The following is a 25,103-nucleotide window of genomic DNA, read 5'->3' as shown; positions in this document are numbered from 1 at the left end:
CGCGCGCAACGCAGCACACACGTTGCCATGCGCGCGCCGGCAAAAATGCTTAGGAGACTGAATGATGAGTCACGGCGATAGCACGTCCGCGTCCGCGCGGCGGCTCGAAGGCGAGTTCGACTACATCATCGTCGGCGCCGGCACCGCGGGTTGCGTGCTGGCCAACCGGCTGAGCGCTGACCGCGAGATCAGCGTGCTGTTGCTCGAAGCCGGCGGCAAGGACGACTATCACTGGATTCACGTACCGGTCGGCTACCTTTACTGCATCGGCAATCCGCGCACCGACTGGCTGTATAAGACCCAGGCCGAGCCGGGTCTGAACGGGCGCATGTTGTCGTATCCGCGCGGCCGTGTGCTCGGCGGCAGCTCGTCGATTAACGGCATGATCTACATGCGCGGCCAGCGCGAAGACTACGACGAATGGGCGCGCGTGACCAACGACAGCTCATGGTCGTGGGACGCGGTGTTGCCGGTCTTCAAACGCAGCGAGGATCATCACGGCGGCGAGAACGCGGCGCACGGCGCGGGCGGCGAATGGCGCGTCGAAAAGCAGCGCCTCAAATGGAAGATTCTCGAAGAGTTCGCGCGGGCCGCGCAGCAGACCGGCATCCCCGCGACCGACGACTTCAATCGCGGCGACAACAGCGGCGTCGGCTACTTCGACGTCAATCAGAAGCGCGGGATTCGCTGGAATGCGTCGAAGGCATTTTTGCGGCCCGCGCTGCGGCGTCCCAATTTGACCGTGATCACCGGCGCGCACACGCAGCGCGTCGTGTTCGACGGACGCCGCTGCGTGGGCGTCGAGTATCGAGGCGGCGACGTCGATTACATCGCGAAGGCGCGCTGCGAAGTGATCCTCAGTGCGGGCGCGGTCAACTCGCCACAACTGCTCGAATTGTCCGGCGTCGGCAACGGCGCGCGTCTGCGCGATCTCGGCATCGAGGTCGTCAGGGATCTGCGCGGTGTCGGCGAAAATCTGCAGGACCACTTGCAATTGCGGATGGCCTATCAGGTGCAGGGCGTGCGCACGTTGAACACGATGAGCGCGCACTGGTGGGGCAAGCTGATGATCGGCATGCAGTACGCGCTGCTGCAAAGCGGGCCGATGTCGATGTCGCCGTCGCAACTCGGCGCGTTTGCGAAGTCCGATCCCGGCGATCGCTCGCTTACGCGTCCCGATCTCGAGTATCACGTGCAGCCGCTGTCGCTCGATCGCTTCGGCGAGCCGCTGCATCGTTTCAATGCGTTCACCGCATCGGTGTGCCAGCTGCGGCCCACCTCGCGCGGCAGCATTCATATCGCGTCGGCGGATTCAGCGGCGCCGCCGTCGATCGCGCCGAACTACCTGTCCACCGATTACGACCGCCACGTCGCCGCGAACGCATTGCGCCTGACGCGCCGGATCGCCGCGGCGCCCGCGCTCGCGCGTTACCAGCCGCAGGAGATTTTGCCGGGCCCGCAGTATCAGAGCGAAGCGGAGTTGCAGCAGGCCGCGGGCGCGGTCGGCACGACGATCTTCCATCCGGTCGGCACCTGCCGGATGGGTACGGCCGACGATCCCGGCACGGTGGTCGACAACCGCCTACGAGTTCTCGGAGTCGATGGCCTGCGCGTGGTCGATGCATCGGTGATGCCGACCATCACGTCGGGGAACACCAATTCGCCGACGCTGATGATCGCCGAGCGCGCGAGCGAGATGATTCGCGAAGATCGTCGCGCGCGCATGAGCGGCAATGTAGCCGCGCCGGCGAGGACGGTCGCGTCGATGTCCGCTGTGTGACAACGGCTGCACCGCGAGCGCGCAAAAATGCATGCGCACGGTGCAGCCTGAATCGCTAACGGACATGCGTACGCGTCGCTGACGCATCGCATCGGTCAGGTTTGCCGCATGCTCGACGTGCTCGACGCGCGCGCGTTGCGCACGCACGGCGCGGGCCTCGGCCACTAAGTGCAAATCCCAATGAATGCGCTGCATCATTGGCGCGACAATGGCAGCCATGCTGCGTGCCGCGCCGTGGATTACCGTCCGATTGGTGCAGTACGCCAACGAGCGGCATGGGGTGCCGCCGTCATAACAAGTCGCGCAGACTTTCGCGCGGAAAGATCGTAATGCTTCGCCTAACTCCGTATGGAAGGGAACATGATTCTCGGCGATACGATTCTCGAAACGCGCGGCCTTACCCGTGAGTTCAAAGGCTTCGTTGCCGTGAACGGCGTGAACCTGCGCGTGCGCCGTGGCTCGATCCATGCGCTGATCGGCCCCAATGGAGCGGGCAAGACCACCTGCTTCAATCTGCTCACCAAATTTCTCGAGCCCACCGCGGGTCAGATCGTCTTCAACGGCGTCGACATCACCGGTGAGCGTCCCGCGCAGATCGCGCGGCGCGGCATCATCCGCTCATTCCAGATTTCCGCGGTATTTCCGCATCTGACAGCATTGCAGAACGTGCGCATCGGTTTGCAGCGCTCGCTCGGCACCGCGTTTCACTTCTGGAAGAGCGAGCGCTCGTTGCGGCGTCTGAACGATCGTGCGATGGATCTGCTGACCCAGGTCGGGCTGACCGATTTCGCCGACGTGCAGACGGTCGAGCTCGCATACGGCCGCAAGCGCGCGCTCGAAATCGCGACCACGCTCGCGATGGAACCCGAACTGATGCTGCTCGACGAGCCCACTCAGGGAATGGGTCACGAGGACGTCGACCGCGTGACCGCGCTGATCAAAAAAGTATCGGCGGGCCGCACCATTTTGATGGTCGAACACAACATGAACGTGATCGCCGGCATCTCCGACACGATCACCGTACTGCAACGCGGTGAGGTATTGGCCGAGGGCAGCTACGCGGAAGTGTCGAAGAATCCGCTGGTGATGCAGGCATATATGGGCAGCGCCGACGCGGCGCTCGCCGGAGCTCACGCATGAATACGACGGTCGAGCGCGAAGGGCTCGAAACGAGCGACACGAAAAGCGGCGCACCCGCGCTGGAAATCGCGGGACTGCAAGCCTGGTACGGGGAATCCCACATTCTGCACGGCGTCGATCTGACGGTCGGCCGCGGCGAGGTCGTCACGCTGCTCGGGCGCAACGGCGCGGGCCGCACCACCACGTTGCGCGCGATCATGGGGCTGACCGGGCGCCGCACCGGCTCGATCCGCATCGGTGGACGCGAAACCATTGACCTGTCCACGCACCGGATCGCGCATTGCGGGGTCGGCTATTGCCCGGAAGAGCGCGGGATTTTTTCGAGCCTGTCGTGCGAGGAAAATCTGCTGCTGCCGCCGCCGGTCGGCGACAAGGCGCACATGATGTCGCTCGAGGAAATCTACGCGATGTTCCCGAATCTGCACGAGCGGCGCATGAGCCAGGGCACGCGGCTGTCGGGCGGCGAACAGCAGATGCTGGCGGTCGCGCGAATTTTGCGCACCGGCGCCAATCTGCTGCTGCTCGACGAGATCTCCGAAGGGCTCGCGCCGGTGATCGTGCAGGCGCTCGCGCGGATGATCGTCACGCTGAAATCGCGCGGCTATACGGTGGTAATGGTCGAGCAGAACTTCCGCTTCGCCGCGCCGCTCGCGGACCGTTTTTATGTGATGGAGCACGGCACGATCGTCGAGCATTTCGGGGCTGCGGAGCTCGAAGGCAAGATGCCGGTGCTGCACGATTTGCTGGGCGTATGAGCGGGGCTGCGGCACCTAACCGGACCCACGTGCCGCGACCCGATTGCCTCTGATAACCACAAACGAAGAACTGGAGACACGCATGACCAAGAACCCACTCGCACGGCTTGCCTCACTCTGTTTCGCGGTCGCCGCCGGCACCGCCTTGACGTTCTCGGGCGCGCAGGCAGCCGATGACGCGGTGAAGATCGGTTTCATCACCGACATGTCGGGGCTATACGCGGATATCGACGGGCCGGGCGGTCTCGAAGCGATCCGCATGGCGGTCGCGGACTTCGGCGGCAAGGTCAACGGCAAGCCGATCACCGTGCTGTACGCGGACCACCAGAACAAGGCGGACATCGCCGCGTCGCGCGCGCGCGAATGGTTCGACCGCGAAGGCGTGAACATGCTGATCGGCGGCACCAACTCGGCGACCGGGTTGTCGATGAACACCGTCGCCGGCGAAAAGCACAAGGTCTATATCAACGTCGGCGCGGGCGCCGATACGCTGACCAACGAGCAGTGCACGCCGTACACGGTCCACTACGCGTACGACACGACCGCGCTCGCGAACGGCACCGGCTCGGCGGTGACCAAGCAGGGCGGCAAGACGTGGTACTTCCTGACCGCCGACTACGCGTTCGGCAAGGCGCTCGAAAAGGCCACCTCGGACGTCGTCAAGGCGAACGGCGGCCAGGTGCTCGGCACGGTGCGTCATCCGCTGTCGGCGTCGGACTTCTCGTCGTTCCTGCTGCAGGCGCAGGCGTCGAAAGCGCAGGTGCTCGGCCTCGCGAACGCGGGCGGCGATACGGTCAATTCGATCAAGGCCGCGAAGGAATTCGGCATCCCGAAGACGATGAAGATCGCCGCGCTGCTGATGTTCATCAACGACGTGCATAGCCTGGGCCTCGAAACCACCCAGGGTCTGGTGCTGACCGACAGCTGGTACTGGAACAAGAACGCCGACACCCGCAAATGGGCGCAGCGCTACTTCGACAAGATGAAGAAGATGCCGTCGAGCCTGCAGGCCGCCGACTACTCGGCGACGATGAACTATCTGAAGGCAGTGCAGGCGGTCGGCTCCGACGATCCGGATAAGGTGATGGCGCAGCTGCGCAAGACGAAGATCGACGACTTCTATGCGAAGGGCTACATCCGCGAGGACGGCAGCATGATCCACGACATGTACCTGATGCAGGTGAAGACGCCGGCGGAATCGAAAGAGCCTTGGGACTACTACAAGATCTCGGCGACGATTCCGGGCGAGCAGGCGTACACGACCAAGGCGCAGACCCGCTGCGCGTTGTGGAAGTAAGCGCCACCGGTCCTTCGGGACCGGTCTCACCTTGACGATCGCTCGAAGGGCGAAAGGCTCCAATGGACATCTTTGGCGTTCCGCTACCGGCGATGCTGAGCCAGCTTCTGCTCGGGCTCGTGAACGGTTCGTTCTACGCGATTCTGAGCCTCGGGCTGGCCATCATCTTCGGCCTGCTCAACGTAATCAATTTCGCGCATGGCGCGCTGTTCATGCTGGGCGCGATGCTCGCATGGATGGGGCTGTCGTATTTCGGTCTGCCGTACTGGGCGATGCTGGTGCTCGCGCCGCTCATCGTCGGCGTGTTCGGCATCGCGATCGAGCGCTCGATGCTGCGCTGGCTCTACAAGCTCGACCACCTGTACGGGCTGCTGCTGACGTTCGGCATTACGCTCGTGATCGAAGGCGTGTTCCACTCGATCTACGGCTCGTCGGGCCAGCCGTATGACGTGCCGTCGGCGCTCGCCGGCGCGACCAATCTCGGCTTCATGTATCTGCCGAACTATCGTGCGTGGGTCGTAGTCGCGTCGCTGATCGTGTGTTTCGCGACGTGGTTCGTGATCGAGAAGACCCGGCTCGGCGCGTATCTGCGCGCGGGCACCGAGAACCCGAAACTGGTCGAGGCGTTCGGCGTGAACGTGCCGTTGATGATCACGCTCACTTACGGCTTCGGCGTCGCGCTCGCCGCATTTGCCGGCGTGCTCGCGGCGCCGGTGATCCAGGTGTCGCCGCTGATGGGCCAGTCGATGATCATCACCGTGTTCGCAGTGGTCGTGATCGGCGGGATGGGCTCGATCATGGGCTCGATTCTCACCGGGCTGCTGCTCGGCGTGATCGAAGGGCTCACGCGCGTGTACTACCCGGAAGCGTCCGCGACCGTCGTGTTCGTGATCATGGCGCTGGTGCTGCTGGTACGTCCGGCGGGCCTTTTCGGCAGGGAAAAATGATGCAGAGAAAACTCCTCTACGGACTGCTGCTGGTCGCGCTGATCGCGGTGCCGGTGCTCGGCATCTATCCGCTGTTCGTGATGAAGGTGCTGTGCTTCGCGCTGTTCGCGGCTGCGTTCAATCTGCTGATCGGCTACACCGGGCTGCTGTCGTTCGGTCACGCGATGTTTCTCGCGTCGGCCGGCTACGTGACAGGCTACGCGATGCAAACGCTCCGCTTGTCTCCCGAGTTCGGCGTGCTGGCCGGGACCGCGGCCGCGACGCTGCTCGGCTTCGTGGTCGGCATCTTCGCGATTCGCCGCCAGGGGATCTACTTCGCGATGGTCACGCTCGCGCTCGCGCAGATGGTCTACTTCGTGTTCCTGCAGGCGCCGTTCACGCATGGCGAGGACGGCTTGCAAGGGGTGCCGCGCGGCAAGCTGTTCGGGCTCGTCGATCTGTCGTCGGACGTCGCGCTGTATTTCGTCGTGCTGCTCGTGATCGTCGCTGCGTTCCTGCTGATCGTGCGGATCGTTCATTCGCCGTTCGGTCAGGTGCTGGTCGCGATCAAGGAGAACGAGCCCCGCGCGGTGTCGCTCGGCTACGACACCGATCGCTTCAAGCTGCTCGCGTTCGTGCTGTCGGCCGGGCTCGCCGGGCTCGCGGGGTCGCTGAAGGTGCTGGTGCAAGGCTTCGAGACCTTGAGCGATGCGTACTGGACGATGTCCGGGCTGGTGATCCTGATGACGCTGGTGGGCGGCATGGGCACGCTGTTCGGACCGCTGCTCGGCGCCGCGCTGATCGTGTCGCTCGAAGACCGGCTCGGCGATATCGGCGGGGCGCTCGCGTCGCTGACTGGAGTGGGCTGGTTCCGCTCGCTTGGCGAGTCGGTGACGATAGTCACGGGGCTGATCTTCATCGCCTGCGTGCTGGCGTTCCGGCGCGGGATCGTCGGCGAGATCGTGGCGCGGGTGCGGCCGCTGAGAGCGTGACAATGCGCTGATCAGCGCGCGCTTGATGCACTGCGATAGCGGATTGGTTCGGTCTCCGATCTAACCGGCGATGCGCTGGAGTTCAGATGCATCGGGCCGCCGCGCGAAGCGGTGAGAAACGCCACGCCGCGCGTCCGCTGGACGTGCCCCAATTTAGTGCCGCAGTGCACCACTAGGGTAATTGCTAGTTGTGACTGCTTAGGTGGTCGTTTAATCTTCATGCAGTTCTGATGCACCACGAATTTGCAGGTGGAGAACGAGGAGACAATGAGGCACTCAGTGCCCAGCCGAAAGCGCTGTTGGATTGATATCCAACAGCGCTTTTTATTTGTACTTTCCAATCGCGATGGCCAAATAATCCCGCTAATCCGCCGGCTATTTTTCATTCTCTCAATAACGCTGTTTTTAAACGTCAAAAGCCTGCAAAACGCTTGCAGCGCGCCGTAAGCCTCCGCTAAACTCGCTTTTCACCGACCGCTGGGTCGGCATTTAAATCCACGGATTTAAATTCAATTGAATAACGGGGTTAATAGAGGAGCAGGATGAAGTCGGCATTGCGTTGGATCAGTGCGGCATTGGTCGCTACCGGGGTTTCGGCTGGATGGAGCGGCCATGCGTTCGCGGACGTGAAAATCGGCGTCACGGTGTCGGCAACCGGCCCGGCCGCGTCGCTCGGCATCCCCGAAAAGAACACGATTGCGCTGCTGCCGAAGGAAGTTGCCGGCCAGAAAATCGAATACATCGTCCTCGACGACGCGACCGACTCCACCCAGGCGGTCAAGAACGCCCGCAAGCTCACCAGCGAAGACCACGTCGACGCAATGATCGGTTCGACTGTCGTGCCGAACTCGCTCGCGATGATCGACGTCGCCGCCGAAACCTCCACGCCGATGATCTCGATGGCCGCGGCCGCCGGCATCGTCGAACCGATGGACGCGAAGCGCGCATGGGTCTTCAAGACGCCGCAGAACGACATCCTGATGGCCACCGCGATTGCGCAGCACATGGCTAACCACGGCGTGAAGACGGTCGCGTTCATCCGCTTTTCCGACGCGTACGGCGAGAGCTGGTTCAAGGAATTCGGCAAGGCTGCCGGGCTGGCGAAGATCAAGGTCGTCGCCAATGAACGTTTCGCGCGCAACGACGCGTCGGTCACCGGCCAGGTGCTGAAGGTGATGTCGCAGAACCCGGACGCGGTGCTGATCGCCGGCGCCGGTACGCCGGCCGCGCTGCCGCAGAAAACGCTGAAGGAGCGCGGCTACAAGGGCAAGTACTACCAGACCCACGGCGTCGCCAATAACGACTTCCTGCGCGTGTGCGGCAAGGATTGCGAAGGCACGTGGCTGCCGGCCGGCCCGCTGCTGGTTGCCGAACAGTTGCCCGATGCGAACCCGGTGAAGAAGTCCGCGCTCGCGTACAAGCATGCGTATGAAACGGCCTATGGCGCGGGTTCGGTGTCGACATTCGGCGGTCACGCGTGGGACGCGGGCCTGCTGTTGCAGCACGCCATCCCGCTCGCGCTGAAGAAGGGGCAGCCGGGTACGCCGGCGTTCCGCGAGGCGCTGCGTGCCGCGCTCGAAGGGACCAAAGACCTGCCGGCGTCGCACGGCATCTTCAACATGAGCGTGAACGACCACGCCGGTCTCGATCAACGCGCCCGCGTGATGGTGCAGATCGTCGACGGCAAGTGGAAGCTCGCCGGCGACTGAGCGGAGGCGCAGCGCTACGGAACCCCCCGCAAAAAAGACGCGTGCAGTTGACGCGTCTTTTTTATTGCCCACGGCCAAGGTTTCATGCCCGGACGTATCGAGAAAAAATGTGGTGCCGCTGCTTCAGGACAAACCCGCATTTTGGGCAAGCTCACTTGACCGGCAAAAATGCGCAACGCAAACTACTAACATATTAGTGGTTGATCGATAGTAAAACGAAACACAGATCGCGGCGCAGAAGCCGCGGCACATCGTGGACGATTCGCGCGCAATGGACGGGGCAGGGCGCCCCGTTTCACGTGCGCGCGAAGCCGATCCACGCGACAGGAGCGGTAGCCAACAGAACCGCGAAGGTAGCCGCGCCGGGCAGGGAAAACCATGCTTGGCATCCGCGTATCCAGACCGGATAACTGGATCAGACACCCGGCCCGTGAAGCCGGCTTATAGATAGGCGCTTTTCAAGGCGTTAGGAGACTCGCAATGAAAATCACAAGGCAATGGGTACGCACCGGCATCGCAATGGCGCTGATGTGCGGGGCGGGGGCGGCGCTCGCGCAGGTGAAGATCGGCGTGACGTTGTCGACCACGGGGCCGGCCGCATCGCTCGGGATTCCTGAGAAAAACACGATCGCGTTGCTGCCGAAAGAGATCGGCGGGAAGACTGTCACGTACATCGTGCTCGACGATGCGTCGGACACCAGCAAGGCCGTGCAGAACACCCGCAAGCTGATCGACGAAGACCACGTCGATGCGATCATCGGTTCGACCGTCACGCCCAATTCGTTGGCCATGCTCGATCCGGCCGCCGAAGGCAAGACGCCGGTGATCTCGCTCGCGGCATCGGCGGCAATCATTCAACCGATGGACGCGAAGCGCGCATGGGCGTTCAAACCGCCGCAGAACGACAGCCTGATGGGCGACGCGATCGCCGATTACATGGCGCGTCACGGCGTGAAGACGGTCGGCTTCATCGGCTTCTCGGATGCGTACGGCGACAGCTGGAACAACGTGTTCGCGGCGTCGGCGAAAGCGCACAACCTGAAGGTCGTGTCGAACGAGCGCTTTAACCGCACCGATGCGTCGGTGACCGGGCAGGTGCTGAAGACGATGGGCGCGAATCCCGATGCGGTGCTGATCGCCGGTTCGGGCACGCCGTCGGCGCTGCCGGCCAAGGCGCTGAAAGAGCGCGGCTACAAGGGCAAGATCTATCAGACCCACGGCGTCGCCAACAACGATTTCCTGCGCGTGTGCGGCAAGGACTGCGAAGGCGAACTGCTGCCGGCCGGCCCGATTCTGGTGGTCGATCAGCTGCCGGATTCGAACCCGGTCAAGAAGTCGTCGGAAGCCTATAAGAACGCGTACGAGAAGGCCTATGGCGCGGGCTCGGTCGCGACCTTCGGCGGACATGCATGGGATGCCGGCCAGATGTTGCAGGCGGCGATTCCGGTCGCGCTGAAGACCGCGCAACCGGGCACGCCCGAGTTTCGCGTAGCGCTGCGCGGCGCGCTCGAAAACCTCAAGGAGCTGCCGGTCTCGCACGGCATCATGAACACCACCGCGACCGATCACAACGGGCTCGACCAACGTGCCCGCGTGATCGTGCAGATCGTCGACGGCAAGTGGAAACTGCAGAACGATTGAACGGCACAGACCATGGCAGACACAGCCGGCGATAACAAACAACAAGCAACAAGCGACAACAAGCGGTACGCGCCTCTCGCGCATTCTCGCGGTGCCTGACGCCGCATTGCCGTTGGCTTGAACGACAATGGCATCGACCGCCGCGCCGGAATACGGCGCGGCGGTTGCCTTTTCAGCATCGCGGCTCGATGGCCGGCCACCCGGCCTTCGTCACGACCGTTTCCCGGTTTTCGATTTCGACGCTTCAGGACGAGGAAGTATGGATCTATCAATTGCGGCGATCCTCGCGCAGGACGGCATCACCACCGGCGCGATCTACGCGCTGCTCGCGCTTGCGCTGGTGCTGGTGTTCTCCGTGACGCGGGTGATTTTCATCCCGCAGGGGGAGTTTGTTTCGTACGGCGCGCTGACGCTCGCCGCACTGCAGACGCAGAAGTTTCCGGCCACCTGCTGGCTGCTGATGGCGATGGGCGCGGCCTGCTTCGTCGTCGAGACGGCTGCGGTGCTTCGGCACGCGGAACGCCGTCGTTACGCGGCGCGCACGCTGCCGGTATTGGCAGGTAAATACCTGCTCTTTCCGATCGCGGTCTACGCGCTCACGCGCGGCATCTTCATGCAGCCGCTGCCGATGCTCGTGCAGATCGCGCTGACGCTGCTGATCGTGATTCCGATGGGTCCGTTCGTGTACCGGCTCGCGTATCAGCCGATCGCGGAGGCGACCACGCTGCTGTTGCTGATCGTCGCGGTCGCGGTGCACTTCGCGATGGTCGGCCTCGGGCTCGTGATGTTCGGCGCGGAAGGCTCGCGCACCAATGCGTTCTCGGATGCGACCTTCAACGTCGGCAGTCTGACCATCTCCGGCCAGAGTCTGTGGGTGATCGGCACCGCGGTCGTGCTGATCGGCGCGCTCTATCTGTACTTCGATCGCTCGATCTCCGGCAAGGCGTTGCGCGCGACTTCGGTGAACCGGCTCGGCGCGCGCCTCGTCGGTATCGGCACGACCCAGGCGGGGCGTCTCGCGTTCACGCTCGCGGCGGGCCTCGGCGCGCTGTGCGGGATCCTCGTCGCGCCGCTCACCACCATCTACTACGACTCGGGCTTCCTGATCGGCCTGAAGGGGTTCGTCGGCGCGATCATCGGCGGTCTGGTCAGCTATCCGCTCGCTGCCGCCGGTTCGATCCTGGTCGGGCTGCTGGAGTCGTATTCGTCGTTCTGGGCCAGTGCTTATAAGGAAGTGATCGTGTTCACGCTAATCATCCCGGTGCTGTTGTGGCGCAGTCTTGCGAGCCCGCATGCCGAAGAGGAAGAGGAGTGACGCGATGAAACGGATCATGCAAAAGAAGTTCTTCTGGTTGTTCCTCGTGGTGCTGTTCGCGTTGCCGGTGCTGCCGCAGCCGCTGCGCGTGCCCGAGTATTGGGTCACGCTGCTGAACTACATTGGCCTGTATTCGATCGTCGCGATCGGGCTCGTGCTGCTGACCGGCATCGGCGGGATGACGAGTTTCGGGCAGGCCGCGTTCGTCGGCATCGGCGCGTATGCGACCGCCTATCTGACGACGAGCTACGGCGTGTCGCCGTGGCTCGCGCTGATCGCGGGCGTGATCGTCACCGCATTGATCGCGCTGATGCTCGGCCTCGTGACGATGCGGCTGTCCGGTCACTTCCTGCCGCTCGGCACGATCGCGTGGGGGCTCGCGCTGTTCTATCTGTTTGGCAATCTCGAAATGCTCGGCAAGTACGACGGGATCAACGGCATTCCGGTACTGAATGTTTTCGGGATAAACCTCGAGTCCGGCCGCCATATCTATTACCTGATCTGGCTGGTCGTGCTCGGCGCGGTCATCTCCGTTCAGAACCTGCTTAATAGCCGGCCGGGGCGGGCGATTCGCGCGCTGCGCGGCGGCGGCATGATGGCGGAGGCGATGGGCGTGAATACCGGCTGGATGCGCGTGGTGATCTTCGTCTACGCGGCGGTGCTGGCGTCGGTGTCGGGCTTTCTGTACGCGCATCTGCAACGCGCGGTGAATCCGACGCCGTTCGGGCTGAATCACGGTATCGAGTTTCTGTTCATGGCGGTGGTGGGCGGCGTCTCGCACGTGTGGGGCGCGGTGCTCGGCGCGGCGATCCTGACCGTGCTGCAGGACTATCTGCAAACGCTGCTGCCTAAGCTGCTGGGCGAAAACGGCAACTTCGAAATCATCGTGTTCGGCATCGTGATGGTGCTGCTGCTGCAATACGCGCGGCAGGGCGTCTGGCCGTTCGTCGCGCGCTTTTTCCCGCGCGGGCCGCGCGCGCATCTGGCCGAGCACGCTGAGCCTTTGCCGCAGCGCAACAAGCCGCAGGCGGGCGAAGATCTGCTGACCGTCAACAAGGCGCGCAAGCAGTTCGGCGGTCTCGTCGCGGTGAACGATGTTAGCTTCGAGGTGAAAGCGGGGCAGATCATCGGGCTAATCGGCCCGAACGGCGCCGGCAAGTCGACCACGTTCAACCTTGTCACCGGCGTGTTGCAGGCGACCAGCGGCGAGATCACGTTCCGCGGCGAGCGGATCGACTCGCTCAGTTCACGTGAAATCGTCAAGCGCGGGATCGGCCGGACCTTCCAGCACGTCAAGCTGCTGCCCGGCATGACGGTGCTCGAAAATGTCGCGATCGGCGCGCATCTGCGCGGCCACGCGGGCGTATGGCGCAGCGTCGCGCGCCTGAACAGCGCGGAAGAAGCGCGGCTGATGGCCGAGGCCGCGCGGCAGATTCGCCGCGTCGGTCTCGAGCAGCATATGTACGACGAAGCGGGCAGTCTCGCGCTCGGGCAGCAGCGGATTCTCGAAATCGCCCGCGCGCTGTGCTGCGATCCGACTCTGCTATTGCTCGACGAACCGGCTGCCGGTTTGCGTTATCAGGAGAAGCTGCAACTGGCTGATCTGCTGCGGCGCCTGAAGGCGGAAGGGGTGAGCATCCTGCTGGTCGAACATGACATGGATTTCGTGATGAATCTGACTGACCGGCTGGTGGTGATGGAATTCGGCACGCGGATCGCCGAAGGTTTGCCGCAGGAGGTCCAGCAGGACCCGGCGGTGCTCGAAGCGTATCTGGGCGGGGTGGAGTGATGAACAACACGATGACGACAGGCGTGGCGGCGGCCGCGCCGATTCTCGAAGTGAACGGGCTGTCGGTCCGCTACGGCAAGGTCGAAGCGCTGCACAACGCGGCGATCAAGGTGCGGGCCGGGCAGATCGTATCGGTGATCGGGCCGAACGGTGCGGGCAAGTCGACGCTGCTGAACGCGATCATGGGCGCGTTGCCGACCACTGGTCATGCGAAGGGCGAGGTCGTTTACCAAGGCAACGACGTCAGCGCGGTGCCGGTCGAAAAACGCGTCGCACTCGGCATGTGTCTGGTGCCGGAAAAGCGCGAGCTATTCGCGTCGATGACGGTCGAGGACAACCTCGTGCTCGGCGCATACCGGCGCAAGCGGGCAGGGGAGCGTAACTTTCTCGATCAGCTCGAACCGGTGTTCGGGCTGTTCCCGCGGCTGAAGGAGCGCCGCAAGCAGGCGGCCGGTACGTTGTCCGGTGGCGAGCGGCAGATGCTCGCAGTCGGCCGGGCGCTGATGGGCAAGCCGGATCTGCTGATGCTCGACGAGCCGAGTCTCGGTCTTGCGCCGCTGATCGTGAAGGAGATTTTCCATATCATCAGCGCGCTGCGGCAGACGGGCGTCGCGACGCTGCTGATCGAGCAGAACGCACGGGCCGCGCTGCAAATCTCCGACTACGGCTACGTGCTCGAAACCGGCGAGCTGGCGCTGGAAGGGCAGGCGGCAGACCTCGCACAAAATCCGCGGGTGATCGAAACTTATCTGGGGCTGGCGAAAAAGGTCGCGTAGCGATAGCCGGGCTCGACACTTTCCCCGTGCCAGCGGTTTGTGGAAGCGGTGTGTTTCACGTGAAACACACCGCTTTTTTCTTGTTTCACCGTTCCGGCGGAATTCGGGCCGAAACTGAACCCGCTATAATTCGCCCATACTTTTCCTTTGAAGGCTCACGCGACGATCTGGCGTGAGATCCCGCGATGCTTTTTCCCTCAGAATTTGACGTAATCGTCGTTGGCGGCGGTCATGCCGGCACCGAAGCCGCTTTGGCGTCGGCGCGCATGGGCAACAAGACGCTACTGCTGACCCACAACATCGAAACCCTCGGCCAGATGAGCTGCAATCCGTCGATCGGCGGTATTGGCAAAGGCCATCTGGTCAAGGAAGTCGACGCGCTTGGCGGCGCCATGGCGGCCGCCACCGATGAAAGCGGCATCCAGTTCCGTATCCTGAATTCGTCGAAGGGGCCGGCGGTCCGCGCGACGCGCGCTCAGGCGGACCGTGTGCTGTACAAGGCGGCGATCCGCCATCGGTTGGAGAACCAGCCGAACCTGTGGCTGTTTCAACAGGCGGTCGACGATCTGATCGTCGAAGGCGATCGCGTAGTCGGCGCTGTCACGCAGGTCGGTCTCAGCTTCCGCTCGCGTGCGGTGGTGCTGACCGCGGGCACGTTCCTCGACGGCAAGATTCACGTGGGTTTGAACAACTACACCGGCGGCCGCGCAGGCGATCCCGCGGCGGTGTCGCTGTCCGCGCGTCTGAAGGAGCTGAAGCTGCCGCAAGGCCGGCTGAAGACCGGGACGCCGCCGCGTATCGATGGCCGCACCATCGACTTTTCGCAGCTCGAAGAGCAACCGGGCGACCTCGATCCGGTGCCGGTTTTCTCGTTCCTCGGCCGCGTCGAGCAGCATCCGCGCCAGATTCCGTGCTGGGTCACGCATACCAATCAGCAAACGCACGACATCATTCGGGGCGGTCTCGACCGTTCGCCGATGTATACGGGCGTGATTGAAGGGGTAGGGCCGCGTTATTGCCCGTCGATCGAGGACAAGATTCATCGCTTCGCGTCGAAGGAATCGCATCAGATTTATCTCGAACCGGAAGGGCTGACGACGAACGAGTTCTACCCGAACGGGATTTCGACCAGCCTGCCGTTCGACGTGCAGCTGGAGCTCGTGCGCTCGATGCGCGGCCTCGAGCACGCGCACATCCTTCGGCCCGGCTATGCGATCGAATATGACTACTTCGATCCGCGCGGCCTGAAGGCGTCGCTGGAAACCAAAGTGATCAACGGGCTGTTCTTCGCTGGCCAGATCAACGGCACGACTGGCTATGAAGAAGCGGCCGCGCAAGGCTTGCTGGCCGGTATCAATGCCGGGCTGTTCGTACAGGGCAAGGAGGCATGGTGCCCGCGCCGCGATCAGGCGTACCTGGGTGTGCTGGTCGACGATCTGGTCACGCGCGGCGTGTCGGAACCGTACCGGATGTTTACGAGCCGCGCCGAGTATCGCCTCAGCCTGCGGGAAGACAACGCCGATATGCGATTGACCGAGATCGGTCGCGAGCTTGGCGTAGTCGACGACGCCCGTTGGGATGCATTCAGCCGCAAGCGTGACGCTGTTTCACGTGAAACAGAGCGACTGCGCACGACGTGGGTCAATCCTAAGACGTTACCGGCCGACGAAGCGACCGCCTTGCTCGGCAAGCCAATCGATCATGAATACAGTCTCGCGGACCTGCTGCGCCGCCCGGGCGTGACCTACGACGGCGTGTGCGGTTTGCGCGCAGGCGCCTGCGGCGCGCCGGAAGCGCTGGCCGAAGATCCGGTGTTGCTCGCGCAGATCAAGGAGCAGATCGAGATCGGTGTCAAATATCAGGGCTATATCGACCGTCAGGCCGGCGAAATCGAGCGCAATGAAGCGCACGAGAACACCCGGCTGCCGGAAGGGCTGGACTATGCCGAAGTGCGTGGCTTGTCGTTCGAGGCGCGCCAGAAGCTGACGCAGTTCCGGCCGGAGACGATCGGCCAGGCGTCGCGTATCTCGGGGATCACCCCGGCCGCGATCTCGCTGCTGATGGTTCACCTTAAGCGCGGCCTCGGTCGCCGTCCGTCGAAACCCGCCGAACCTGGCGCTGACAACACGCCGGTGGTGCAATGACGGCAGGGCAGAGGGGCATGGACCAGCAGGCGTTGGCGCCGCTGCTGGCGGATGGTATCCGTGAACTGGGGCTCGAACTGAGCGACGCGCAGCAGCGCAAGCTGCTCGATTACGTCGCGCTGCTGGCGAAGTGGAACGCGGTCTACAACCTGACGGCGATCCGCGATCCGCGTCAGATGCTGATTCAGCACATCCTCGATTCGCTATCGATCGTCCCGCATCTGGCGCCGCTGGGACCGTCGTCGGCACTCGACGTCGGCTCGGGCGGCGGTTTGCCGGGCATCGTGCTGGCGATCGTGCTACCCGAGTGGACCATCACCACCAACGACATCGTTCACAAAAAGACCGCGTTCCAGGCGCAGGCCAAGGCCGAGTTGGGTCTGACAAATCTGTCGGTCGTGACCGGCCGGGTCGAAACGCTGCGACCCGGCGCCGAAGTACCGGCAAAGTTCGACGTTATCGTTTCGCGCGCATTCGCAGAACTCACGGATTTCGTTACACTGGCCCGTCATCTGGTTGCGGAGCAGGGCGCGATCTGGGCGATGAAAGGCGTGCAGCCGGACGGCGAGATCGAACGTTTGCCGGCGGGCGCCCACGTGGAACAGGTGATTCGCCTGAACGTGCCGTCGCTCGATGCGGAGCGCCATCTGATCAAGGTGCGGGTGGACGCCGAAAACTGACGGCCTTCGCGGGCTTGCAGTACCACCAACGATTTTCACTTTATTCAAGCAGCAAAAGGGACACACCAACGATGGCAAAAATCTTCTGCGTTGCGAACCAGAAGGGCGGTGTCGGCAAGACGACCACCACAGTCAATCTGGCCGCAAGCCTGGCAGCGCAGGGACAGCGAGTCCTTCTCATCGACCTGGACCCGCAGGGCAACGCCACGATGGGCAGCGGCATCGACAAGGCCGAATGCGAAAACACCGTCTACGAAGTGCTGGTGGACAACGTTTCGGTGGCCGGCGCGCGCGTGCGGCCGGAGGCAGTCGGCTATGACGTGCTGCCCGCGAACCGCGAACTCGCCGGCGCCGAGGTGGAACTCGTCAGCGTACAGAACCGCGAGCGGGTTTTGCGGACGGCGCTCGCGGCGGTGGAAGACGAATACGATTTCGTGCTGATCGATTGCCCGCCCGCTTTGTCGCTGCTGACACTGAACGGCTTGTGCTCCGCGCACGGTGTCGTGATACCGATGCAGTGCGAATACTTCGCGCTCGAGGGACTGTCCGACCTCGTCAATACGATCAAGCAGGTGCACGCGAACCTGAATCGCGACCTGAAGGTAATCGGTCTGCTGCGCGTGATGTTCGATCCGCGCATCACGTTGCAACAGCAGGTCTCGGATCAGTTGAAAGAGCATTTCGGCGACAAGGTGTTCGACGCGGTGATTCCGCGTAACGTGCGGCTTGCCGAGGCACCCAGTTACGGCTTGCCGGGCGTGGTGTTCGACCGGGCATCGCGGGGCGCGCAAGCGTACGTGCAGTTCGGCGCCGAAATGATTGAGCGGGTGCGCGCGTTGAACGACGCGCCCCAGGCATCCTAAGCGGATCGAGGAAGCACGATGAACGCAGTTGCAAGAAAGAAGGGATTGGGCCGCGGTCTGGAGGCATTGCTCGGCGGCACCGCGGATATCACCGAAGCAGTGACGATCGAAGGCGCGCCGAACGTGCTGCCGCTCGGCAAGATGCAGGCGGGCAAATATCAGCCGCGTACCCGGATGGACGAGGGCGCGTTGCAGGAACTCGCGGCAAGCATTCGCGCGCAGGGTCTGATGCAGCCGATTCTGGTCCGCCCGATCGGTGCGGATCGCTATGAGATCATCGCGGGCGAACGACGTTTTCGCGCGGCGCGGCTGGCGGGACTCGACGAGGTGCCGGTCCTCGTGAAGGATGTGCCGGATCAGGCTGCCGCCGCGATGGCGCTGATCGAGAACATCCAGCGCGAAGATCTGAATCCGCTCGAAGAGGCACAGGGTATCCAGCGCCTGCTCGACGAGTTCAATTTCACGCATGAGCAGGCGGCGGAGTCGGTCGGGCGTTCGCGCAGCGCGGTGTCGAACCTGCTGCGTCTGCTCAATCTCGCAGCACCGGTGCAAACGATGCTGCTCGCCGGCGATCTGGACATGGGCCACGCCCGCGCGCTGCTCGCCGTCGATGCGGCGACCCAGATCACGCTAGCCAACCAGGTTGTCAATAAGCGCCTGTCGGTACGCGAGACCGAAAAGCTGGTGGCGATGACGACGAAGGTGACGCCCGCGGTGAAGGCGCGCGCGAATCCGGACGGCGGCCGCGATACCCGGCGGCTCGAAGAGGAACTGTCGGACCTGCTGTCGGCAACGGTCAAAATCAAGCTCGGCCGCCGCGGCCGTGGCCAGGTGATGGTCGACTTCGGCGATCTCGATGCGCTCGAAGGGATCCTTCTGCGTCTGCGCGGCAACGCCAACGTGTAAAGAACCGGAATTTGCTTGCGGCCGGGTGTGACGAAGGCCGCAAGCTGTCTTTCATTCTCCGGGATCACGTATACGGCGGTGAGCGGGCGCTACGGTTTTCGACTCGCCGCGCTTTCACCTTCGTTCACGCGCCCCAAACGTCCGGCCCCAAATTTTCTATCACGGATTCCTAAATAAACGGATTTGTGATGATCAGGAATCCGAATATAGGTGGGGCGACCTCAGGTAAACATCCTTACGCCCCGCTATCAGCAGTGCGGCAGATCTGCGTCGCAGTCCATGCTACCTAACAGCCGGCCACGCGCCGGGCCGCATAATCGATGTCGCAAAAAAATGGCGATTGTTGCATTTTCGACACGTCCGCTGCGGCATCGGAACGGCCCGTTCGCCGGCTTGGCTCGATGCGTTCCGCTCAATCGATTTCTCCACCCCCCGCCCGCCTTACATTTGACGTGTATCGAACGTTGCACGAGCGCTTTGCCGTATCGTGGAGAGGCTTTTCACGCGGCTCATAGGGCGGCCTAAAGTCTTGAATTGCCTGCAACTATCGCTTACAATCGCCCCGATTTAATTGCACGGCAACCCCGTAAGCACCGCGTAAACTCGCGGGCTGGCACGAGACTTTCGGAACACTGCGATGGCGCTCAAAACGTCGAATCTGTCGCCGGAGCACGGTGACGACAGACACCGCGCTGAACGCTCCGCACCCGGTCCATCCGCCAGTCGAGAGTTCGACCCGGCCGAAGCGTGGGATGACGCGCCGGAAGACAACAATATCGTTCCGCTCACGCGGGCCGAAGCGGAAAAGCTGTTTGGTCCTGACGTGGGTCGTCCATCGCGAGTGACGCCGTTCAGGGTCGTCGCAGCGCAAATGGTTTTGTCCCTGGTTGCTACGCTGGCGTGGTGGCTGTTTTACAAGCCGCCGGGCGCTGCTGCGCTGTCCGCGTTCCTGGGGGGAGCAATCTGCTGGGTGCCGGGCGCGTTGTTCGCGGCACGTTTGAAGAAATTGGGCGGCGCCGAGACCGTAATGAGCTGGATGATCGGCGAAGCGCTCAAGATGGGGACAACGATTGCGATGTTTGTCGCGATCGCCTTCTGGTACCACGACGTACGCTGGATTCCGCTGCTCGTGACCTACCTCATCGCGCTGAAGACTTACTGGATCGCCTTGGCGTGGCGCTAAGGTAGCAGCAAAAAAATAGTGGCAAAAAGAATTTAGGGCCGGCGCCTGGCGCCGGTATCCGGTGTGCGGTTCAGACATGGCCCACACCCGGCGCGTTCCCGCAATAGAGCATTTCGGCGGGCACGGCCTGAGACGATTTTCGACAATTTGGGTGGCTTTAACGATATGGCAGCTAGCGAAGGCACGCGCGCAATGGATCCGTCCGAGTACATCGCGCACCACTTGCAGAACTTTTCCACCGCGCACCAGACGTCGATTTTCGACATCCATGTGTGGAATCTCGACACCCTCTTCTGGTCGATCGTGTGCGGCCTCGTCACGATCTTCGTGCTGCATCTGGCAGCCCGCAAGGCAACGTCCGGCGTGCCGGGCCGTTTCCAGTGCGCGATCGAAATGCTGGTCGAAATGGTCGAGGATCAATCGAAGGCGATGATCCACGGCTCGCGCACCTTCATCGCACCTCTCGCGCTGACCGTGTTCGTCTGGGTCGCGCTGATGAACTCCCTCGACTTCATCCCCGTCGACCTGCCGGGCCGCGTGATCGGCTGGCTGGGTCTGTCGGAAGCCATCCCGCACCACCGCCTCGTGCCGACCGCCGACCTGAACGGCACGATCGGCATCGCGCTCGGCGTGTTCGTGCTGATGATTTACTACAACTTCAAGATCAAAGGCGCCGGCGGCTTCGTGCATGAACTGCTGTCCGCTCCGTTCGGCGCGCATCCGCTGCTGTGGATCCCGAACCTTGCACTGAACATCATCGAGTTCGTCGCGAAGACGGTCTCGCTCGGCATGCGGCTGTTCGGCAACATGTACGCGGGCGAACTGTTGTTCCTGCTGATTGCCCTGCTCGGCAGTCTGTGGAGCTTCGGCGCGGACACGACGGTGCTTGGCTTCATCGGCCACGTGTTCGCCGGCACGGTGTGGTCTATCTTCCACATCCTGATCGTGCTGCTGCAGGCGTTCATTTTCATGATGCTGACGCTGGTGTATATCGGCCAGGCACACGACACGCACTAACCCGCGCTGTCAGTAAAAGAATCGCAGTTTTTTAAATCCCAGTTCCAACCAGTTCTAAAAGACTTTTCACAAAGGAGTGATCATGCAAGCTTTCATCGCCAACATCCAGGGTCTGACCGCCATCGGTATCGGCATCATCATCGGCCTGGGTGCAATCGGCGCCTGTATCGGTATCGGTCTGATGGGCGGCAAGTACATCGAAGCATGTGCTCGCCAGCCGGAACTGATGAACCCGCTGCAAACCAAGATGTTCCTGCTGGCTGGTCTGATCGATGCGGCGTTCCTGATTGGCGTTGGTGTGGCAATGCTGTTTGCGTTCGCGAACCCGCTGCTCTCGAAGCTGGCAGGCTGAGGTTCCTCGGAGGTTTGCGCCTGAGCTATAACTGGTAAAGGCGCAGGGCGGAACGGGTACTGGGGCGCTGATCGAACAGAATCGATGAGCGCCTTGCCGTTTCACTTTCCGAACTAGCAACGTTTAAGGAAACACCGTGAATCTCAACGCAACTCTGTTTGCGCAAATGGTCGTGTTCCTGATCCTCGCGTGGTTCACGATGAAATTCGTGTGGCCGCCGCTGATCAACGCCATCGACGAACGCGCGAAGAAGATCGCGGACGGGCTGTCCGCCGCGGAAAAGGGCAAGCAGGAACTGGAGGCCGCTCACAAGCGCGTCGATCAGGAACTCGCCCAGGCTCGCAACGACGGTCAGCAACGCATTGCCGACGCTGAAAAGCGCGCGGTCGCAGTCGCCGACGAAATCAAGGCTCAAGCGCAAGCCGAAGCCGCCCGGATTCTCGCTCAGGCCAAAGCCGACGCGGACCAGCAGGTTGTGAAGGCGCGCGAAACGCTGCGCGGTGAAGTTGCCGCACTCGCCGTCAAGGGCGCTGAACAGATCCTGAAGCGCGAAGTCGACCAGGCAGCTCACGCTGACCTGCTGAATCAACTGAAAGCCGAGCTCTGATCATGGCCGAACTTGCAACCATCGCCCGTCCGTACGCGGAAGCGCTGTTTGGCGTGGCCGAAGCTGGTGACATCGCCGCCTGGTCCACGCTCGTGCAGGAGCTGGCACAGGTTGCGCGTCTGCCCGAAGTGCTGTCGATCGCCTCGAGCCCGAAAGTGAGCCGCGCCCAGGTTAGCGATCTGCTGCTGGCTGCGGTCAAGTCGCCGCTCAAGGACAACGCGCAAGCGAAGAATCTGGTGCAGATGCTGGTCGACAACCATCGCCTGCAATTGCTGCCGGAAATCGCCTCGCAGTTCGAAGAGTTGAAGAACGCCCGCGAAGGGGCGGCAGATGTGCTGATTACCAGCGCATTCCCGCTCGAAGGTGCGCAGTTGAATGAACTCGTCGCAAGCCTCGAACGCAAGTTCAAACGCAAGCTGAAGCCGACGGTCGAAGTCGACCAGTCGTTGATCGGCGGCGTGCGCGTGACGGTCGGCGACGAAGTGCTCGATACCTCGGTCCGCGCGCGGCTCGCCAGCATGCAGACGGCCCTGACGGCCTGAAGCGCCTCGCGCTTTAGCGGCTGGCACGCAACAGAATTGACTATCAGGAGCGAATAATGCAACTCAATCCCTCTGAGATCAGCGAGCTGATCAAGAGCCGGATCCAGGGCCTTGACGCGAGCGCAGACGTTCGCAACCAGGGCACCGTGATCTCCGTGACCGACGGTATCGTGCGTATCCACGGCCTGTCGGAAGTGATGCAGGGCGAAATGCTCGAATTCCCGGGCAACACCTTCGGTCTCGCACTGAACCTCGAGCGCGACTCGGTCGGCGCCGTGATTCTGGGTGAGTACGAACACATTTCGGAAGGCGACATCGTCAAGACGACGGGCCGCATTCTCGAAGTGCCGGTGGGTCCGGAACTGCTCGGCCGCGTGGTCGACGCACTCGGCAACCCGATCGACGGCAAGGGTCCGTTGAACGCGAAGATGACCGACGCGATCGAAAAGATCGCTCCGGGCGTGATCTGGCGTAAGTCGGTTTCGGAGCCGGTCCAAACCGGTCTGAAGTCGATCGACGCGATGGTGCCGATCGGCCGTGGCCAGCGCGAGCTGATCATCGGCGACCGCCAGTGCGGCAAGACCGCAGTCGCTGTCGACGCGATCATCAACCAGAAGGGCAAAAACCTCGTCTGTATCTACGTCGCGATCGGCCAGAAGGCTTCGTCGATCATGAACGTAGTGCGCAAGCTCGAAGAATCGGGCGCGCTCGAATACACGATCGTGGTCGCCGCTTCGGCTTCGGATTCGGCTGCGATGCAGTACCTCGCACCGTACGCCGGCTGCACGATGGGTGAATACTTCCGCGATCGCGGCCAGGACGCGCTGATCGTTTATGACGACTTGACCAAGCAGGCTTGGGCATACCGTCAGATCTCGCTGCTGCTGCGGCGCCCGCCGGGCCGCGAAGCTTACCCGGGTGACGTGTTCTATCTGCACTCGCGTCTGCTCGAGCGTGCTGCTCGCGTCTCGGAAGAGTACGTCGAGAAGTTCACCAACGGCGAAGTGAAGGGCAAGAGCGGTTCGCTGACGGCACTGCCGGTCATCGAAACCCAGGCAGGCGACGTGACCGCATTCGTTCCGACGAACGTGATCTCGATTACCGACGGCCAGATCTTCCTGGAAACCGACCTCTTCAACGCAGGTATCCGCCCGGCAATTAACGCCGGTGTGTCGGTGTCGCGTGTGGGTGGTGCGGCTCAGACCAAGGTCGTGAAGAAGCTGTCGGGCGGTATCCGTACCGACCTCGCGCAGTACCGTGAACTCGCTGCGTTCGCGCAGTTCGCATCGGACCTCGACGAAGCAACCCGCAAGCAGCTCGAGCGCGGCCGCCGCGTGACGGAACTGCTCAAGCAGCCGCAGTATCAGCCGCTGCAAGTGTGGGAACTGTCGGTCTCGCTGTTCGCGGCGAACAACGGCTACCTCGACGATCTGGAAGTCGGTCAAGTCCTCTCGTTCGAAAAGGGCCTGCGCGAATTCCTGAAGTCGAGCCGTGCTGACCTGATCAAGCGCATCGAAGATACGAAGGAACTCTCGAAGGACGACGAAGGCCTGCTGCATACGGCCATCAAAGACTTCAAGAAGTCCGGCGCTTATTGATCCGCGAGTGATTCGCAAGGCATAAACGGATTTTGAAGCGGCGCGGGCCGCATGCGAATGCCCCCGCGCTGTTTCGATCCGCTTGGCACGGGGTCCGGGTAAGCGCGAAAGCGCCGGCTCGGGCCGACAAGGAGCAAGCAATGGCTGGAATGAAGGAAATTCGCGGCAAGATCAAGAGCGTGCAGAACACGCGCAAGATCACGAAAGCGATGGAGATGGTGGCCGCATCGAAGATGCGCCGCGCTCAGGAGCGTATGCGCTCTGCTCGCCCGTATGCCGACAAGGTCCGCGACATCGCTGCGCACATGAGCCGCGCGAACCCGGAGTATCGTCACCCCTTCATGGTGGCGAACGACGGCGCGAAGGCGGCCGGCTTCATCCTAGTTACGACCGACAAAGGTCTGTGCGGCGGGATGAACACCAACGTGCTGCGCGCGACGCTGCAGAAGTTCAAGGAACTGGAAGGCCAGAGCAAGACCGTCGAAGCAACGGCGATCGGCAGCAAGGGTCTGGGTTTCCTGAACCGTCTGCAGGCGAAGGTCGTGTCGAACGTCGTGCAGCTGGGCGACACCCCGCATCTGGAAAAGCTGATCGGCGCGGTGAAGGTGCAGCTCGACCTGTACTCGGAAGGCAAGGTTTCGGCGGTGTACCTCGCGTACACGCGCTTCGTCAACACGATGAAGCAGGAGCCGGTGATCGAGCAACTGCTGCCGCTGTCGGCAGACCAGTTCGAGAGCAAGGAAGCAGACGGCACGACGCCGAGCACCCAGTGGGACTACATCTACGAGCCGGATGCACAGGCCGTGGTGGACGAACTGCTGGTGCGTTATGTCGAAGCGCTGGTCTATCAGGCCGTCGCGGAAAACATGGCATCGGAACAGTCGGCCCGGATGGTGGCAATGAAGGCCGCTTCGGACAACGCGAAGACGGTCATCAACGATCTGCAGCTCGTGTACAACAAGAGCCGTCAGGCCGCGATCACGAAAGAACTGTCGGAAATCGTCGGTGGAGCGGCGGCGGTCTGATCGTAGTCAGGCATGTCGCAACGCGTGCGCCCTCGCGGCGCACCCATCGAAGAAACTGCGCCTTTG

Annotated in this window: 22 protein-coding genes; all 22 read left to right on the top strand. The window is 62.7% G+C overall.

The window, feature by feature from the left end; genetic code table 11:
* Positions 1–64: 64 nt before the first annotated feature.
* The 22 genes from LJ656_RS11920 (at position 65) to atpG (ending at position 25,037) form a co-directional block, all read left to right on the top strand.
* Positions 65–1,780 carry a GMC family oxidoreductase gene (locus tag LJ656_RS11920; RefSeq protein WP_230509619.1) on the top strand — a complete coding sequence of 572 codons (1,716 nt, stop codon included), beginning with the start codon at positions 65–67 and terminating at the stop codon, positions 1,778–1,780.
* A gap of 360 nt (positions 1,781–2,140) precedes the next feature.
* Positions 2,141–2,920: an ABC transporter ATP-binding protein gene (locus tag LJ656_RS11915; RefSeq protein ID WP_075303484.1), complete on the top strand. Its 780-nt coding sequence runs from the start codon at positions 2,141–2,143 to the stop codon at positions 2,918–2,920.
* Positions 2,917–3,675, top strand: coding sequence for an ABC transporter ATP-binding protein (locus tag LJ656_RS11910; RefSeq protein WP_230509618.1), 759 nt, complete (start codon positions 2,917–2,919; stop codon positions 3,673–3,675). Before LJ656_RS11915 ends, LJ656_RS11910 begins: the two co-directional genes overlap by 4 nt.
* Before the next feature lie 82 nt (positions 3,676–3,757).
* Positions 3,758–4,972, top strand: coding sequence for an ABC transporter substrate-binding protein (locus tag LJ656_RS11905; protein ID WP_230509617.1), 1,215 nt, complete (start codon positions 3,758–3,760; stop codon positions 4,970–4,972).
* A 62-nt stretch (positions 4,973–5,034) separates the two neighbouring features.
* Entirely contained in the window at positions 5,035–5,919 is an 885-nt protein-coding gene (locus LJ656_RS11900) for a branched-chain amino acid ABC transporter permease (protein ID WP_230509616.1), read from the top strand.
* Complete coding sequence (locus LJ656_RS11895) at positions 5,919–6,890, top strand: branched-chain amino acid ABC transporter permease (protein ID WP_230509615.1); 972 nt, start codon at positions 5,919–5,921, stop codon at positions 6,888–6,890. Before LJ656_RS11900 ends, LJ656_RS11895 begins: the two co-directional genes overlap by 1 nt.
* A gap of 542 nt (positions 6,891–7,432) precedes the next feature.
* Positions 7,433–8,599 carry an ABC transporter substrate-binding protein gene (locus LJ656_RS11890; protein ID WP_230509614.1) on the top strand — a complete coding sequence of 389 codons (1,167 nt, stop codon included), beginning with the start codon at positions 7,433–7,435 and terminating at the stop codon, positions 8,597–8,599.
* 480 nt (positions 8,600–9,079) lie between these two features.
* Complete coding sequence (locus tag LJ656_RS11885; protein WP_230509613.1) at positions 9,080–10,240, top strand: ABC transporter substrate-binding protein; 1,161 nt, start codon at positions 9,080–9,082, stop codon at positions 10,238–10,240.
* A gap of 259 nt (positions 10,241–10,499) precedes the next feature.
* The gene (locus LJ656_RS11880) at positions 10,500–11,555 is read left to right on the top strand and encodes a branched-chain amino acid ABC transporter permease (RefSeq protein ID WP_230509612.1); all 1,056 of its coding nucleotides are present in this window, start codon (positions 10,500–10,502) and stop codon (positions 11,553–11,555) included.
* A gap of 4 nt (positions 11,556–11,559) precedes the next feature.
* Positions 11,560–13,344, top strand: a complete 1,785-nt coding sequence (locus LJ656_RS11875) for a branched-chain amino acid ABC transporter ATP-binding protein/permease (RefSeq protein WP_230509611.1) — start codon at positions 11,560–11,562, stop codon at positions 13,342–13,344.
* Entirely contained in the window at positions 13,344–14,120 is a 777-nt protein-coding gene (locus tag LJ656_RS11870) for an ABC transporter ATP-binding protein (protein ID WP_230509610.1), read from the top strand. Before LJ656_RS11875 ends, LJ656_RS11870 begins: the two co-directional genes overlap by 1 nt.
* Before the next feature lie 185 nt (positions 14,121–14,305).
* On the top strand, positions 14,306–16,264 hold the full coding sequence (gene mnmG, locus LJ656_RS11865; protein WP_230509609.1) for a tRNA uridine-5-carboxymethylaminomethyl(34) synthesis enzyme MnmG: 1,959 nt from the start codon (positions 14,306–14,308) through the stop codon (positions 16,262–16,264).
* A complete protein-coding gene (rsmG, locus tag LJ656_RS11860; protein ID WP_230509608.1) occupies positions 16,261–16,944 on the top strand; it encodes a 16S rRNA (guanine(527)-N(7))-methyltransferase RsmG in 684 nt (227 codons plus the stop codon). Before mnmG ends, rsmG begins: the two co-directional genes overlap by 4 nt.
* A gap of 71 nt (positions 16,945–17,015) precedes the next feature.
* Positions 17,016–17,807: a ParA family protein gene (locus LJ656_RS11855; RefSeq protein WP_230509607.1), complete on the top strand. Its 792-nt coding sequence runs from the start codon at positions 17,016–17,018 to the stop codon at positions 17,805–17,807.
* A gap of 18 nt (positions 17,808–17,825) precedes the next feature.
* On the top strand, positions 17,826–18,713 hold the full coding sequence (locus LJ656_RS11850) for a ParB/RepB/Spo0J family partition protein (protein WP_230509606.1): 888 nt from the start codon (positions 17,826–17,828) through the stop codon (positions 18,711–18,713).
* Positions 18,714–19,350: 637 nt separating this feature from the next.
* Positions 19,351–19,896: an ATP synthase subunit I gene (locus LJ656_RS11845; protein WP_230509605.1), complete on the top strand. Its 546-nt coding sequence runs from the start codon at positions 19,351–19,353 to the stop codon at positions 19,894–19,896.
* Positions 19,897–20,061: 165 nt separating this feature from the next.
* The gene (gene atpB, locus LJ656_RS11840; RefSeq protein ID WP_075303469.1) at positions 20,062–20,913 is read left to right on the top strand and encodes a F0F1 ATP synthase subunit A; all 852 of its coding nucleotides are present in this window, start codon (positions 20,062–20,064) and stop codon (positions 20,911–20,913) included.
* Between the two features lie 82 nt (positions 20,914–20,995).
* Positions 20,996–21,265 (top strand): F0F1 ATP synthase subunit C, encoded by a 270-nt coding sequence (gene atpE / locus LJ656_RS11835; RefSeq protein ID WP_007180033.1) that lies wholly within the window; start codon positions 20,996–20,998, stop codon positions 21,263–21,265.
* A 136-nt stretch (positions 21,266–21,401) separates the two neighbouring features.
* On the top strand, positions 21,402–21,872 hold the full coding sequence (locus tag LJ656_RS11830; RefSeq protein ID WP_230509604.1) for a F0F1 ATP synthase subunit B: 471 nt from the start codon (positions 21,402–21,404) through the stop codon (positions 21,870–21,872).
* Between the two features lie 2 nt (positions 21,873–21,874).
* Positions 21,875–22,414 (top strand): F0F1 ATP synthase subunit delta, encoded by a 540-nt coding sequence (locus tag LJ656_RS11825; RefSeq protein WP_230509603.1) that lies wholly within the window; start codon positions 21,875–21,877, stop codon positions 22,412–22,414.
* Positions 22,415–22,470: 56 nt separating this feature from the next.
* On the top strand, positions 22,471–24,012 hold the full coding sequence (gene atpA, locus LJ656_RS11820; protein ID WP_075303467.1) for a F0F1 ATP synthase subunit alpha: 1,542 nt from the start codon (positions 22,471–22,473) through the stop codon (positions 24,010–24,012).
* 140 nt (positions 24,013–24,152) lie between these two features.
* Positions 24,153–25,037, top strand: coding sequence for a F0F1 ATP synthase subunit gamma (gene atpG / locus LJ656_RS11815; protein ID WP_230509602.1), 885 nt, complete (start codon positions 24,153–24,155; stop codon positions 25,035–25,037).
* Positions 25,038–25,103 lie beyond the last annotated feature (66 nt).

The sequence above is a fragment of the Paraburkholderia sejongensis genome, from assembly GCF_020880815.1.
Classification (GTDB): domain Bacteria; phylum Pseudomonadota; class Gammaproteobacteria; order Burkholderiales; family Burkholderiaceae; genus Paraburkholderia; species Paraburkholderia sejongensis.
Note: the sequence above shows the minus strand (reverse complement) of the source record. Positions and strands in the feature narration are given on the sequence as shown.

What these genes read in the sequence shown, in the direction of transcription:
- LJ656_RS11920 (WP_230509619.1), top strand. Translation starts at nt 65, where the DNA reads ATGAGTCACGGCGATAGCACGTCCGCGTCCGCGCGGCGGCTCGAAGGC.
- LJ656_RS11915 (WP_075303484.1), top strand. Translation starts at nt 2,141, where the DNA reads ATGATTCTCGGCGATACGATTCTCGAAACGCGCGGCCTTACCCGTGAG.
- LJ656_RS11910 (WP_230509618.1), top strand. Translation starts at nt 2,917, where the DNA reads ATGAATACGACGGTCGAGCGCGAAGGGCTCGAAACGAGCGACACGAAA.
- LJ656_RS11905 (WP_230509617.1), top strand. Translation starts at nt 3,758, where the DNA reads ATGACCAAGAACCCACTCGCACGGCTTGCCTCACTCTGTTTCGCGGTC.
- LJ656_RS11900 (WP_230509616.1), top strand. Translation starts at nt 5,035, where the DNA reads ATGGACATCTTTGGCGTTCCGCTACCGGCGATGCTGAGCCAGCTTCTG.
- LJ656_RS11895 (WP_230509615.1), top strand. Translation starts at nt 5,919, where the DNA reads ATGCAGAGAAAACTCCTCTACGGACTGCTGCTGGTCGCGCTGATCGCG.
- LJ656_RS11890 (WP_230509614.1), top strand. Translation starts at nt 7,433, where the DNA reads ATGAAGTCGGCATTGCGTTGGATCAGTGCGGCATTGGTCGCTACCGGG.
- LJ656_RS11885 (WP_230509613.1), top strand. Translation starts at nt 9,080, where the DNA reads ATGAAAATCACAAGGCAATGGGTACGCACCGGCATCGCAATGGCGCTG.
- LJ656_RS11880 (WP_230509612.1), top strand. Translation starts at nt 10,500, where the DNA reads ATGGATCTATCAATTGCGGCGATCCTCGCGCAGGACGGCATCACCACC.
- LJ656_RS11875 (WP_230509611.1), top strand. Translation starts at nt 11,560, where the DNA reads ATGAAACGGATCATGCAAAAGAAGTTCTTCTGGTTGTTCCTCGTGGTG.
- LJ656_RS11870 (WP_230509610.1), top strand. Translation starts at nt 13,344, where the DNA reads ATGAACAACACGATGACGACAGGCGTGGCGGCGGCCGCGCCGATTCTC.
- mnmG (WP_230509609.1), top strand. Translation starts at nt 14,306, where the DNA reads ATGCTTTTTCCCTCAGAATTTGACGTAATCGTCGTTGGCGGCGGTCAT.
- rsmG (WP_230509608.1), top strand. Translation starts at nt 16,261, where the DNA reads ATGACGGCAGGGCAGAGGGGCATGGACCAGCAGGCGTTGGCGCCGCTG.
- LJ656_RS11855 (WP_230509607.1), top strand. Translation starts at nt 17,016, where the DNA reads ATGGCAAAAATCTTCTGCGTTGCGAACCAGAAGGGCGGTGTCGGCAAG.
- LJ656_RS11850 (WP_230509606.1), top strand. Translation starts at nt 17,826, where the DNA reads ATGAACGCAGTTGCAAGAAAGAAGGGATTGGGCCGCGGTCTGGAGGCA.
- LJ656_RS11845 (WP_230509605.1), top strand. Translation starts at nt 19,351, where the DNA reads ATGGCGCTCAAAACGTCGAATCTGTCGCCGGAGCACGGTGACGACAGA.
- atpB (WP_075303469.1), top strand. Translation starts at nt 20,062, where the DNA reads ATGGCAGCTAGCGAAGGCACGCGCGCAATGGATCCGTCCGAGTACATC.
- atpE (WP_007180033.1), top strand. Translation starts at nt 20,996, where the DNA reads ATGCAAGCTTTCATCGCCAACATCCAGGGTCTGACCGCCATCGGTATC.
- LJ656_RS11825 (WP_230509603.1), top strand. Translation starts at nt 21,875, where the DNA reads ATGGCCGAACTTGCAACCATCGCCCGTCCGTACGCGGAAGCGCTGTTT.
- atpA (WP_075303467.1), top strand. Translation starts at nt 22,471, where the DNA reads ATGCAACTCAATCCCTCTGAGATCAGCGAGCTGATCAAGAGCCGGATC.
- atpG (WP_230509602.1), top strand. Translation starts at nt 24,153, where the DNA reads ATGGCTGGAATGAAGGAAATTCGCGGCAAGATCAAGAGCGTGCAGAAC.